The 13,087-nt window shown below is 70.3% G+C and carries 11 protein-coding genes; 8 read left to right on the top strand and 3 right to left on the bottom strand.

The genetic code is table 11. From position 1 onward, the window contains the following. Window positions 1-213: 213 nt before the first annotated feature. The 6 genes from LCN96_RS47960 (at window position 214) to map (ending at window position 8,004) form a co-directional block, all read left to right on the top strand. The gene (locus LCN96_RS47960) at window positions 214-2,844 is read left to right on the top strand and encodes a putative bifunctional diguanylate cyclase/phosphodiesterase (RefSeq protein ID WP_225269058.1); all 2,631 of its coding nucleotides are present in this window, start codon (window positions 214-216) and stop codon (window positions 2,842-2,844) included. Between the two features lie 204 nt (window positions 2,845-3,048). Beyond that, window positions 3,049-4,788 carry an acetolactate synthase large subunit gene (locus LCN96_RS47955; RefSeq protein WP_225269057.1) on the top strand — a complete coding sequence of 580 codons (1,740 nt, stop codon included), beginning with the start codon at window positions 3,049-3,051 and terminating at the stop codon, window positions 4,786-4,788. After that, the gene (ilvN, locus tag LCN96_RS47950) at window positions 4,781-5,305 is read left to right on the top strand and encodes an acetolactate synthase small subunit (RefSeq protein WP_225269056.1); all 525 of its coding nucleotides are present in this window, start codon (window positions 4,781-4,783) and stop codon (window positions 5,303-5,305) included. Before LCN96_RS47955 ends, ilvN begins: the two co-directional genes overlap by 8 nt. Window positions 5,306-5,328: 23 nt before the next feature. Further along, complete coding sequence (gene ilvC / locus LCN96_RS47945) at window positions 5,329-6,312, top strand: ketol-acid reductoisomerase (protein WP_225276219.1); 984 nt, start codon at window positions 5,329-5,331, stop codon at window positions 6,310-6,312. A gap of 72 nt (window positions 6,313-6,384) precedes the next feature. After that, on the top strand, window positions 6,385-6,960 hold the full coding sequence (locus LCN96_RS47940; RefSeq protein WP_225269055.1) for a PadR family transcriptional regulator: 576 nt from the start codon (window positions 6,385-6,387) through the stop codon (window positions 6,958-6,960). 276 nt (window positions 6,961-7,236) lie between these two features. Further along, complete coding sequence (gene map, locus LCN96_RS47935; RefSeq protein WP_225269054.1) at window positions 7,237-8,004, top strand: type I methionyl aminopeptidase; 768 nt, start codon at window positions 7,237-7,239, stop codon at window positions 8,002-8,004. Here map and LCN96_RS47930 read toward each other — a convergent pair. After that, window positions 7,985-9,199 carry an acyltransferase family protein gene (locus LCN96_RS47930; RefSeq protein WP_225269053.1) on the bottom strand — a complete coding sequence of 405 codons (1,215 nt, stop codon included), beginning with the start codon at window positions 9,197-9,199 and terminating at the stop codon, window positions 7,985-7,987. The two genes, map and LCN96_RS47930, sit on opposite strands and share 20 nt — an antisense overlap. A 262-nt stretch (window positions 9,200-9,461) precedes the next feature. On the opposite strand from LCN96_RS47930, the gene LCN96_RS47925 reads away from it, so the two are divergent. Continuing rightward, window positions 9,462-9,701 (top strand): hypothetical protein, encoded by a 240-nt coding sequence (locus LCN96_RS47925; protein WP_148436893.1) that lies wholly within the window; start codon window positions 9,462-9,464, stop codon window positions 9,699-9,701. 51 nt (window positions 9,702-9,752) lie between these two features. Here LCN96_RS47925 and LCN96_RS47920 read toward each other — a convergent pair whose 3' ends face one another. Further along, entirely contained in the window at window positions 9,753-10,682 is a 930-nt protein-coding gene (locus LCN96_RS47920; RefSeq protein ID WP_225269052.1) for an adenosine deaminase, read from the bottom strand. A gap of 87 nt (window positions 10,683-10,769) precedes the next feature. On the opposite strand from LCN96_RS47920, the gene LCN96_RS47915 reads away from it, so the two are divergent. After that, window positions 10,770-11,912 carry a PucR family transcriptional regulator gene (locus LCN96_RS47915; protein WP_225269051.1) on the top strand — a complete coding sequence of 381 codons (1,143 nt, stop codon included), beginning with the start codon at window positions 10,770-10,772 and terminating at the stop codon, window positions 11,910-11,912. Here LCN96_RS47915 and LCN96_RS47910 read toward each other — a convergent pair. Next, window positions 11,877-13,061 (bottom strand): metal-dependent hydrolase family protein, encoded by a 1,185-nt coding sequence (locus LCN96_RS47910; RefSeq protein WP_225269050.1) that lies wholly within the window; start codon window positions 13,059-13,061, stop codon window positions 11,877-11,879. The two genes, LCN96_RS47915 and LCN96_RS47910, sit on opposite strands and share 36 nt — an antisense overlap. Window positions 13,062-13,087: the final 26 nt, after the last annotated feature.

Genomic DNA, 13,087 nt, shown 5'->3' with positions numbered 1-13,087 from the left:
CCGTGACCTTCGGTGCGTACGGTTACGTTTGCAGGGAGTTCCTGACTCACTGTCAAGGAGCTCTTGGCGGCAATTGGTCTGTCTGGTTATCAGATCGGTGACGACATCGGCGTTGTCACCACCCGCGCACCCACGACAGCACACACTGGCGAAGTGATCGACCGGGCTTCGGCGATCATCGGTGCAGAGTTCTAGACGGGATGGGCAACGACTGTGATCCGCTGGCGTGATCCCCGGGTGCCGCCGGCCGCCGCCGCGGCGGCCGGCGCGGTGGCCTTCGCCGCCGTCCTCCTGACGGAGAGCCCGGCCTTGGTCACCGGAGCGGTCGCCGGAGCGTTCGCGGCGCTGGTCGCCGCCGCCTCCTTGCTGATCGCCTCGGTGCGGCAGGCAGCCAAGCACCGCCCGACGGCCATGGGTGCCCGCTGGATGGGCGGCGGCGCCGTCATCTGGGCGGCCGGGGTGGCGCTGCGGCCGTTCACCGAGAGCTTGTTCAACAGCTTCGCGGACCTGTTCATGCTGCTCGGCACGGTGGTCATGGCGAGCGGCGCGCTGGTCGCCGCCGACCGCAAGTTCCCGGCCAGGGTCGCTTTACGGCATCTCACCGATGCCTACCTGTGCACGGCCTCGCTCTTCCTGATCGGCTGGATGGTGGCGCTGCGGCACGTGTACGCCGAGACCGCCGACGCGGCGGCGTTCACGCTGGTCATGCTGCCGCCGCTGGTGGGGCTGCTGGTGACGTTCGCCGTGGTGCCCTCGGTGCTGACCAGCAGGTCGTCGTCCTGGCTGCTGGGCCTGGCCGGCGTGGGCGTGCTGGCCACGATGACCGTGGCCGGGATGTCGGCGGCGGTGGCCCGGCTCATGGACGCCGACCCGCAGCTGTGGGGCGTCATGCTCGCGCCCGTCGCGTTCCTGCTGCTGGCGGTCCTCCCCTGGGGGCCGCAGGCCGGGCAGGCGCGGCGGCCCGCGCTCGGCCACGCGGTCGCGCTCGTGCCGCTGGCGCTGGTGGCCGTGGCCGCGGGCACGCTGCTCGTGCACCAGGCGGGCGGGCGCACCGGGCCGCCGGTCACCGGCGTCGTGGTGGTCGCGGTCTCGGTGGTGCTGCTCCTGCTGGTGCGCCTGTTCGTGGTCTCGGCGACCAACGTGCGCCTGCGCGGCCTGGTCAAGCTGAGCGACCGCCAGCTCAGGGAGCTGGCGGAGAGCACCGGCGACGTGGTGTTCACCTGCGACTACGAGGGTGTCGTACGCGAGATCGGCGCGGGCGTCGAGGTCACCTACGGCTACGGCCCCGACGAGCTGGTCGGCGGGTCGATCTTCGACTACATCCACCCCGAGGACGTGCCGGGCATCCAGGTCGCCATGCGCGCGATGAACCTCGACGAGGACAACGCCGCGCCCGGCGCCTGCCTGATCGCCTGCCGGGTGCGCGCGGCCGACGGCACCTGGCGCCCCACCGAGTCCGTGGCCACCCGCCACGCCGGCGGCGAAGACCTGCTGCTCGTGACGACCCGCGACGTCAGCGACGAGGAGGCGCTGCGCAACCAGGTCGCCCACCTGACCTTCCACGACGGCGTCACCGGCCTGCCCAACCGCGCCTACTTCGAGGAGCGCACCCGCGAGGTGCTGTCGGGGCGCACGGCAGGCCCCGGCACGGCCAACGTCGCGGTGATCTTCCTCGACCTCGACGGGTTCACCTCGGTCAACGACTCGGTCGGCCACGCCAGCGGCGACTACCTGCTCGGCCAGGCGGCCCGCAGGCTGCGCGGCGCCGTGCGCTCCGACGACACGCTGGCCCGGTGGGGCGGCGACGAGTTCGCGGTGCTGGTGGAGACCGGCGGTGACGCGCAGGTCGCGGTCGACATGGCCGAGCGGCTGGTCCGCGCGGTCTCGCAGGAGCCGTTCCGGGTCGCCGACCGCGACGTGGCGCTGACCGCGAGCGTGGGCGTCGCCTTCGCCGAGGACGACCTGCCGGCGGGCGACCTCATCCGCAACGCCGACGTGGCCATGGCGCGCTCCAAGGAGCTGGGCGGGCGGCGCGTGGAGGTGTTCGCCGCGCAGATGCACGCCGACGTCATGCGCCGCCTGGAGCTGGCCGCCGACCTGCAGCGGGCGTTGATCGAGCAGCAGTTCGCGATCGAGTACCAGCCGGTGGTGGACCTGGCCACCTCGCGGGTGACCGCGGTGGAGGCGCTGGTGCGGTGGTGGCGCGGGTCGGTGTTCGTGCCGCCGGAGCAGTTCCTCGGCGCGGCCGAGGACACCGGGCTGATCGTGCCGCTGAGCGAGTGGATCCTGCGCGAGGCGTGCCGCGAGGTGGCCGCCTGGCGGGCCTCGTCGTGGGACATCGGGCTGTCGGTGAACCTGTCGGCACGCCAGATCATGGCGCCCAGGTTCGTCGAGACCGTCGAGGAGGCGCTGACCGAGAGCGGGCTGCCCGCCTCCGTGCTCACCCTCGAAGTGATCGAGGAGATGCTCGTCGAGGACGCCGAGGAGACGATCAAGCGGCTGTCGGAGCTGCGGGCCCTCGGCGTGCGGCTGGCGATCGACGACTTCGGCACCGGCTACGCCTCGCTGGCCTTCCTCAGGCAGCTGCCCGTCGACATGATCAAGATTGATCCGTCCTTCGTCTCGGGGCTCGGCAAGGACGACACGCTGACCCTGCTCACGCGCACGATCGTGCGTCTCGGGCACGACCTCGGGCTTATCGTGGTGGCCGAGGGGATCGAGCGTCCTGAGCAGCTCGAACTGCTGAAGCAGATGGGCTGCACCAGGGGGCAGGGCTTCCTGGTGGCGCGGCCGATGGCGGCGCGCGGGGTCGACTCGCTGATGCGCACGAGTCTCACGGTTTGAGACTTGTGTCCACGAAGTTGGCGCGATGGCGTTCGGAGCGGCTATGGTGTAGGCCATGCTTCGCAGTGAGATTCTCGTAGTACTTCGCCGGCGCGCAGGCCGATAGCGAAGCACGACGACCTGCGCGCCGCCCCAGACCCGCCGCCTGGTGGGAAGGGGCATTTTTTATGTCCTTAAGCGAGTAGCCACGCAAGGAACGAGCCGATGACCGAACGGATGACAGGTGCACAGGCCCTGGTCAGGGCGCTGGAGCACGTTGGAGTCGACACAGTGTTCGGGATCCCGGGCGGTGCCATTCTGCCGGCCTACGATCCTCTCTACGACTCGACCAAGGTCCGGCACGTGCTCGTACGGCACGAGCAGGGCGCCGGTCACGCGGCCGAGGGCTACGCGCAGGCCACGGGCAAGGTCGGGGTGTGCATGGCGACGAGCGGCCCCGGCGCCACCAACCTGGTGACCCCGATTGCCGACGCCTTCATGGACTCGGTGCCGATCGTGGCGATCACCGGTCAGGTGGCCTCCCCGATGATCGGCACGGACGCCTTCCAGGAGGCCGACATCTCCGGCATCACCATGCCGATCACGAAGCACAACTTCCTGGTCACCGATGCCGGCGACATCGCCCGTACGATCGCGGAGGCCTTCCACATCGCCGCCACCGGCCGTCCAGGGCCGGTCCTGGTGGACATCTCGAAGGACGCGCTGCAGGCGGAGACCACGTTCAGCTGGCCGCCCACCATGCAGTTGCCGGGCTACCGCCCGGTCACCAGGCCGCACTCCAAGCAGATCCGCGAGGCCGCCAAGCTGATCGCGGAGTCCAAGCGGCCGGTCCTGTACGTCGGCGGCGGCGTCCACAAGGCCCGCGCCTCGGCGGAGCTGCTGCAGCTCGCCGAGCTGACGAACATCCCGGTCATCACCACCCTGATGGCCCGCGGCACGTTCCCCGACAGCCACCCGCAGCACATGGGCATGCCCGGCATGCACGGCAGCGTCTCCGCCGTGGGCGCGCTGCAGAAGTCCGACCTGATCATCGGCCTGGGCGTGCGCTTCGACGACCGGGTGACCGGCCACCTGCCGTCCTTCGCCCCGTACGCGAAGGTCGTGCACGCCGACATCGACCCGGCCGAGATCTCCAAGAACCGCCACGCCGACGTGCCGATCGTGGGCGACTGCAAGGAGGTTCTCACCGACCTCATCGCCGCCGTCCAGGCCTCCGGCCAGAAGGGCGACTACGACGAGTGGTGGACGATCCTCAACGGTTACAAGCAGACCTACCCGCTGGGGTACGAGACGTACGACGACGGCTCGCTGGCCCCCCAGTACGTCATGGAGCGGCTGAGCGCCATCGCCGGGCCCGACGCCTACTACGTGGCCGGGGTGGGCCAGCACCAGATGTGGGCCTCGCAGTTCATCGACTACGAGAACCCGGGCACGTTCATCAACTCCGGCGGCGCGGGCACGATGGGCTTCGCCGTGCCGGCCGCGATGGGCGCCAAGATGGGCTGCCCGGACGCCACCGTGTGGGCCATCGACGGCGACGGCTGCTTCCAGATGACCAACCAGGAGCTGGCCACCTGTGCCCTTGAGGGCGTGCCGATCAAGATCGCGGTCATCAACAACGGTAACCTCGGCATGGTCCGCCAGTGGCAGACACTCTTCTACGACCAGCGCTACTCCAACACCGACCTGCAGGCCCCCCGCCGCATCCCCGACTTCGTCAAGCTCGCGGAGGCCTATGGTTGTGTGGGCCTGCGGTGCGAGCGTCCCGAGGACGTGGACGCCGTGATCAAGAAGGCCATGGAGATCAACGACGTGCCCGTCGTCGTCGACTTCGTCGTCCACCAGGACGCCATGGTCTGGCCCATGGTCCCGGCGGGCACCAGCAACGACACCATCCAGATCGCCCGTGACATGGCTCCGAAGTGGGAGAACGACGATGAGTAGACACACGCTGTCCGTGCTTGTCGAGAACAAGCCGGGTGTCCTCGCGCGCGTGTCGGCACTGTTCAGCCGCAGGGGGTTCAACATCGACTCCCTGGCCGTCGGGCCCACCGAGCACGACGACATCTCCCGCATGACGATCGTGGTGAGCGTCGAGGAGCTGCCGCTGGAGCAGGTCACCAAGCAGCTCAACAAGCTGGTGAACGTGCTCAAGATCGTCGAGCTCGACCCGACCCAGTCGGTGCAGCGCGAGCTGATGCTGATCAAGGTCAAGGCCGACGCCGAGAGCCGCTCCCACGTGCTGGAGCTCGTCAACCTCTTCCGCGCCCGCTGCGTCGACGTGGCGGCCGACGCCGTGACCATCGAGGTCACCGGCACTCCCGACAAGCTGGAGGCCTTCGTCAAGGTCCTCGAGCCGTTCGGGATCAAGGAACTCGTCCAATCGGGCATGGTGGCCATCGGCCGCGGTGCCCGCTCCATCACCGACCGGTCCCTCAGGGCACTGGACCGTACCGCCTGAAAGGTTTTGAGCAAGTGACCGAGATCTACTACGACGACCAGGCCGACCTGTCGATCATTCAGGGACGCCACGTGGCCGTGCTGGGGTACGGCAGCCAGGGCCACGCCCACGCGCTCTCCCTGCGTGACTCCGGCGTGGACGTGCGCGTCGGCCTGCCCGAGGGCTCCAAGAGCCGCGAGAAGGCCGAGAACGACGGCCTGCGCGTGGTCACCCCGGCCGAGGCGGTCGAGGAGGCCAACCTCACGATGATCCTGGCGCCGGACCACATCCAGCGCCACCTGTACGCCGAGGCCGTGGCCCCGAACCTGGTGGAGGGCGACGCGCTGTTCTTCGGCCACGGCCTGAACATCCGCTACGGCCTCATCGAGGCCCCGGAGGGTGTGGACGTGTGCATGGTGGCCCCCAAGGGCCCCGGCCACCTCGTGCGCCGTCAGTTCGAGGCCGGGCGCGGCGTGCCGTGTCTGGTGGCCGTGGAGAAGGACGCCTCGGGCAAGGCGCTCGACCTCGCGCTGTCCTACGCCAAGGGCATCGGCGGCACCCGCGCCGGCGCGCTGCGCACCACGTTCAAGGAGGAGACGGAGACCGACCTGTTCGGTGAGCAGGCCGTGCTGTGCGGCGGTGTCTCCGAGCTGATCAAGGCGGGCTTCGAGACGCTGATCGAGGCCGGCTACCAGCCCGAGGTGGCCTACTTCGAGTGCCTGCACGAGATGAAGCTGATCGTCGACCTCATGTACGAGGGCGGCATCTCGAAGATGTACTGGTCGGTCTCCGACACGGCCGAGTACGGCGGTTACACGCGCGGCCCGCGCGTGATCAACGAGGAGTCGCGCCAGGAGATGCGCCGCATCCTGGCCGAGGTGCAGGACGGCACCTTCGCCCGTCAGCTCGTCGAGGAGTTCGACAGCGGGCAGAAGGAGTTCCAGCGCTACCGTGACGAGCTGGCCGAGAACCCGATCGAGAAGACCGGCGCCAAGCTCCGCCCGATGATGAGCTGGCTCAAGGCCTGAGCATCGAACGCGGCGGGCGGGGCCTGCTCCCCGCCCGCCGTTCCTCTTCCCATCTAGTCAAGGTTGAATAGAGTGTCGGCGATTCGATTGCTGGTCCTGGGCGCGGTACGGCGGCACGGGCGCGCCCACGGTTATCAGGTACGCAACGACCTGCAGTTCTGGGGCGCGGACGAGTGGTCGAACACCAAGCCAGGGTCGATCTACCACGCGTTGAAGCAGCTGGCCAAGCAGGGTTTCCTGCACGCCTACGACATCGCGCCGAGCACGGTCGGCGGGCCGCCGCGCACGGAGTACGAGCTCACCGACAAGGGCGTGGCCGAGTACTTCTCGCTGCTGCGCGGCGCGCTCACCACGCACGACCGGCTGGACCTGCTGTCGGCCGGGCTCGGCTTCATGGCGGATCTGCCCCGTGAGGAGGCGCTGGCCCTGCTGCGGCAGCGCGTCGAGCACCTGCGCGCCTGGCGCGGGTCCGTGACCGCCTACCCCGCCCCCGAGGGGCACATCGGCGAGATCACCCGCCTGTGGGTGCACTCGGCCGAGGCGGGCGAGGCGTGGACGCTGGGGCTCATCGAGCGCATCGAGGGCGGCGCGCACAGCTTCGCGGGTGAGGGCGGAGATCCCTTCGCGGGGGTGCTCGCCGAAGAGTGACGAGAGGGATGGCTTTCACGTGTCAGCGTCTTCTTTCGGGCGTAAGAGGAGCTGCGATGAATGCCATCCGCTAACGGCTCGCCTGACGTCATCGAGGTGCCGGCGGCCATCGCGCGCGTGGAGCGGGGGCACACGAAGGGCAAGGCTGTGATCACGGTATGAGACCGGTCCGTCCGCCCGGGAAGGAGAGGGGTGGGCCGGCCCGGGTAGAGGCTCTCCATATCGCCCCGAGAAGCGTGATAATAATACCGGTATAGTTATCGGCAAGGAGGGGCTGTGATCGAGTACAAGTCGGCCGGTGAGATCGCCGCGATGCGGGAGTCCGGCAAGGTCGTCGCCGCCGTCCATGCCGCCGTGCGGGAGCAGGCGGCGGTGGGGGTCTCGCTCAAGGAGCTGGACGAGGTGGCCAGGACCGTCATCGCGGAGGCCAGGGCGAAGGCGTCGTTCCTCGGGTATCACCCGTCGTTCGGGGCCATGCCGTATCCGGGCGTGATCTGCACCTCCGTCAACGGTGTCATGCTGCACGGGCTGCCGTCGCCGTACCGGCTGAAGGACGGTGATCTGATCAGCGTCGACTGCGCCGCGTACATCGACGGGTGGCACGCCGACGGGACGGTCAGCTTCGCCGTCGGCGAGCAGCGCGCGGAGGACCTCAAACTGATCAGGGTCGCCGAGGAGACGCTCGCGGCGGGCATCGAGGCGGCCAGGCCCGGCGGCCGGATGGGCGACATCGGGCACGCGATGTCCACCGTCGGGCGCGGCGCCGGTTACGGCATGCAGAACGACTTCGGCGGCCACGGCATCGGCCGGGCCATGCACGAGGAGCCGTTCGTGCCCAACGAGGCCCGCGCCGGGCGGGGGCTGCGGCTGCGGCCCGGGCTGGTGATCGCGATCGAGCCCAGCCTGATGGCCGGCGGCGGCGACCGCTACTACATGTCCTCCGACGGGTGGTCGGTGTGCACGGGCGACGGCAGCAGGAGCGTGCACGTCGAGCACACGGTGGCCATCACCGAGGACGGCCCGGTCATCCTGACCCTGCCGTAGGCTCCCGCATCCCGAACAGGAACCTGGTCACCCTGGTCCGCCGCACCAGCAGGTCGTAGGCCAGCACGGTCAGCGCGAGTGAGATCGCCACGATGACCAGGTACTCCGCCAGGATGGGCGCCCGCCAGCCGACCACGAAGTAGGCCACGGCCACGACGATCGGCTGGTGCAGGATGTAGAGCGGCAGCACGGCGGGCGCGAGGTAGGCGTACCAGCCGCGGCGCCGCCCGGGTGACGGCGGCCCGGTGCGCGGGCGGTCGAGGGCGCCGAGGATCGCCACCAGCGCGCACCAGCCGGCCAGGCCGTACAGCGTCCGGACCCCGACCGCGAGCGGGGTCAGGTCCCTGAACGGGTCGGTGCCCGGGTCCTGGCCGACCAGGATGAAGCCGGGCATGCCCACCGCCAGCAGCGCCACGGCCGCCACCGCTGCGGGCACCCGGTCGCGCCGCATGGCCGTGCGGAAGTCGCGATCGGTCACGAGCAGGAAGCCGTACAGGAAGAACACGAGGTACGCCCAGCGGTCCCAGCCGCCGAACTCCTCGGCCAGCCCGATCACCGCGCAGACCGCCGCGACGGGCAGCCCGAGCAGCAGTAACGCGCCCCTGGGCCGCGAGACGGCGACCAGCCGCGCGCGGGCGCGCCCGGCCCAGCCGCGCGGCACCCAGCGCACCAGCGGCGCCAGCAGCAGCGAGAACGTCAGCAGCAGCACGACGAACCACAGGTGCCCGGTCTCGAAGTGCTCGCCTTCGAGGATGAACGGGAAGTCGGCCAGGTCGAGCCGCACCGAGAAGAAGCGCGGCCAGAACTCCCCGTAGGACCCGGTGTAGCCCTCCCCCCGCGCCCGCAGCCACTGGGGCAGCGGCAGCAGGACCACCAGGGCGAAGACCAGCGGCACGCCGAGCCGCAGCAGCCGTTCCCCGGCGAACCCGCCGGGGCCCCTGCGCCGCATCGAGTGCCAGGAGCCCAGCCCGGCGATGAGGAACAGCAGCGGCATCGCCCAGATCACGCAGAGCCCCGCGATGATGAACGTGATGTCGGTCGTCTCCGCGTTCTTGACGTAGAAGTCGTCGCGCGAGTCGAAGACCAGCGACGCGTGGAAGAACACCAGCCCGACGACCACGAGGGCGCGCATCGCGTCCAGCTCGGGGCGTCGCCCGGACGCCGTCGCCAGTGACGGCCCTGCCTGTGCGGTCATGATCTGCCTCCCCGTGACACGCCCCAGTGTGTACTCGGGGCAGGCTGGGCGCCATAGTCATGGGTCGTCCAGGAAAAGGTCGGTTGTGGTGCATTCACGCACACCTGTGCGTCAAGTAGCACGATCTCCGTCACTGTTTGGCTAGACGCGGCATTTTTGCAGGTCAACAGCGAAAATGTCGGGGTTTGTCTAACTGGGGCGAGGGGGAGATTTCCCACCGATAGCTACGGAGAGTAGTCGAGAGGTATCAGGGAGAAACACAATGTACAGAAACGGACTCGTCCTCGCCGGGCTCGTCGGCGGGATGGTCATGTTCGGTGGCACCGCTCTCGCCGCGGCACCCAGTGTCACCGCCGAATCGCACATCCTTCCCGGCCCCAACCACGGCAAGGACGACGAGACCAAGTGGGACTTCGGGGAGTGGAACAACTTCGGTGAGGACAACGACATCCTCGACCTGGACCTCCTCAACGAGCTGCTCAGCAGTGTCCTGAGCGGCTGACGAGACGCCTCGATGGGGCCCGCCCGGTGACGGCGGGCCCCATCCGCGCGTTCAGGGCAGGTCGTAGGCGAAGGACGCCTCGAAGGAGTTGCGGGCGATCCGGTCGAGCTGCTCGCCGGTCATCCCCAGTTCCCGCCGCAGCGCCTCGTAGTTGTCGTCCACGTAGCCGCCGAAGTAGGCGGGGTCGTCGGAGTTGACGGTCACGACCAGGCCCTCGTCCAGCATCGCGGGCAGGATGTGGTCACGCAGGGACGGCACCGCGCGCAGCCGCACGTTCGACAGCGGGCACACGGTCAGCGGGATGCGCTCGGCCCGCAGCCGGGCCACGAGCTGCGGGTCCTCCATCGCCCTGATGCCGTGGTCCACCCGCTCGACGCGCAGGATGTCCAGCGCCTCCCACACGTAGTCGGGCCCGCCCTCCTCGCCGGCGTGCGCCACCCGGTGCAGCCCCTCGGCGGCGGCCATCTCGAAGACGCGGCGGAACAGCGACGGCGGATACCCCACCTCCGCCGAGTCCAGCCCCACCCCGATGAACCGGTCCCGGTACGGCAGCGCCGCCCGCAGCACCTGCTCGGCCTCCTCGGCGCCCCGGTCCCGGAGGAAGCACAGGATCAGCGCGGCCGACAGCTCGCTCTCCTTCAGCGCCGCCGACAGCCCGTCGAACACCACCTGCAGCGGCACGCCCCTGCTCAGATGCGCCTGCGGGTCGAAGAAGATCTCCGCGTGCCGGACCCCCTGTCCGGCGGCCCGCCGCAGGTAGGCGGTGGCCAGGTCGTAGAAATCGGCCTCGGTGCGCAGGACGGCCATGTTCTCGTAGTACACGTCCAGGAACGACTGCAGGTTCGCGAAGGAGTAGCGCGCGCGGATGGCCTCCACGTCGAAGGTGGGCAGGTCGATCCGGTTACGCCGGGCCAGCTCGACGACGAGCTCGGGCTCCAGAGTGCCCTCGATGTGCAGGTGGAGTTCCGCTTTGGGACGCATGCATGCAGTAAACCGGACCCCGGAGAGTGACGGCATCGTGCGAACCTCTGAACTGTCCCGCTCTGAGCTGGCATAACATCAGATTTCATGAGGCTGTCGGATCTGCTCGCCCGCGAGGACCTACGGCTGACGCTGGTGACGGGCGCCGACGCCGTCGATCGGGAGGTGCTGCGGGCCTACCCGACCGACCTGCCCGATCCCCGCCGCTACCTGCGCTCCGGCGACCTCGTGCTGACCAGCGGCGTCTGGTACGCCGAGCCGGCCGACTGCGAGCGCTTCGCCGACGCGTTGTGGGCGGCCGACGTCGCCGGGCTGGTGGTCGGCCTGATCGTGCTCGGCGAGCTGCCGCGCGAGCTGGTCCAGGCGTGCGAGCGCAGGCGGCTGCCGCTCCTGCTGGCCGCGCCCGACCAGGCGTTCGGCGCGATCAGCGAGGTGGTGAGCGCCGAGGGCTTCGCCGCCGAGCAGCGCAGGGCGGAGCGGGTCAGGGCGCAGACGCTGCTCGACGTGCTCGGCCAGATCCCGCCCGGCGAGGTGTCGGCGCACCTGCGGCTGCTCGGCGCCGACCCCGGCCTGCCCACCGCCGCCATGGCGGTCACTCAGACCGGCGGCCCCGAGCTGGACCTGCCCGAGCTGCTGCACGAGGGCCTGGCGCGCAAGGGCCGGCACCTGATCGTGGGCGGCACGCCGCGCGAGGCGATCGTGCTGGTCAACGGCCGCGCCTCACGCAAGAGCCTGGCCGACGAGCTGCGCGCCCTCGTCCCCGACGGACGAGGGTTGAGCATCGCGGCCGGGATCAGCGAGATGGCGGCCAGCGTGTCGCAGCTCGGCGAGGCCCTGGAGACGGCCAGGCGCGGCATGGAGTCGGCACGCGGCGGCCCTGGGCCCGTCTCGATCATGTCGGTGGCCGACATCGACAGCTTCGACCTGCTGCTGGCCTCGCTCCCGTCGAGCATGCGCCGCTCCTTCCGCGACCACCTGCTCGGCCCCGTCGAGGAGTACGACGCCCGGCACGGCTCGGAGCTGCTGCGCACGCTCGACACCTTCCTGGAGACGTGCGGCTCCTGGCAGCGCACCGCCGACGAGCTGTACGTGCACGTCAACACGTTGCGCTACCGGATGCAGCGGATCGAGGAGCTCACCGGGCGGCGGATGTCGTCGATGCGCGACCGTACGGACCTGTACCTGGCCCTGCGGTCAGGGCAGGCGGCCCGCGGCGACCTGACCCCGTGACACCACGGCCACGATGTTCTCCGTGGCCAGGTCCTCGATGCGCTCCCACGGCCGGCCGCGCAGCACGACCAGGTCGGCGCCCAGCCCGGGGGCGACGCGGCCCACGGGCATGCCGATCGAGTCGGCCGCGTCGGAGGTGGCCGCGCGCAGCGCCGACTCCGCGTCGATGCCGAGGATCCGCGTCATGTGCACGACCTCGGCGAGCTGGTCGCCGAACTGCACGTGGTGGCCGTTGGCGTCGGTGCCCAGCACGAACCGCACGCCCAGCGCCGCGGCCTGGGCCAGCAGCACGTCGCGGGTGGCGACCAGCTCGGCGGCCTTGGCCCGCGCCTCGGCCGTGACGGGCACCCGGCCCTGCGCGATGGCCTCGTTGATCAGCAGGGTCGGCGCGACGGGCGTGCGGCGGGCGGCCAGCGTCTCGGCCAGGTCCCGGCTCATCAGCGTGCCGTGCTCGATGGAGTCGACGCCCTCCTCGACGGCCACGCGGATGCCGTCCTCGGAGTGCGCGTGCGAGGCGACGAGCATGCCGAGGGCGTGCGCCTCGTCCACGACCGCCCTGATCTCCTCGCGGGTGTAGTTGCGCCATACGTTCTTGTCGCCGATGGACAGCACGCCGCCGCTGGTCGTGAGCTTGATGCCGTCCATGCCGGCCCTGGCCCAGGTCCGTACGAGCTTGCGGCACTCGTCGGGCCCGTCGGCCGTCGGCTTCCTGATCGGGAACGCGGGCGGCACGAACAGGTCGTTGTGCCCGGCCGTCATCCCGACCACGCCGTGCACCTGGATGCGCGGCCCCGGCAGCACCCCGGCGTCGAAGACGCGGCGCAGCGCGATCTGCGCCTCGTCGCCCGCCAGGTCGCGCAGCGTCGTGACGCCGTGCCGCAGGGCCCGCTGGGCGTGCGCGGCGCCGTGCAGCACCTGCTCGTCACGGGTGGTGGTCAGCGGCCAGGTCGCGAAGTCGGGCGGCGTGCCTGGGCCGGCGTAGCCGACGAGGTGCACGTGCGTGTCGACCAGGCCGGGCAGCACGCACAGGTCGTCGTGCCGGGCCGCCGCCACCGGGGTGACGCCGGTGATCCGGTCGGGCTCCCAGGTCAGATCGACCGGGCCGCGGTATTCGGTACCGTCCCAAAGGGGGATCGCGTCGAGTCTCATCTCGGGCTCGACGCTACCGGAGCTCC

This window comes from Nonomuraea gerenzanensis, from assembly GCF_020215645.1.
In the GTDB taxonomy this organism is placed as follows: domain Bacteria; phylum Actinomycetota; class Actinomycetes; order Streptosporangiales; family Streptosporangiaceae; genus Nonomuraea; species Nonomuraea gerenzanensis.
This window is presented reverse-complemented; position numbering and strand designations above follow the sequence as displayed.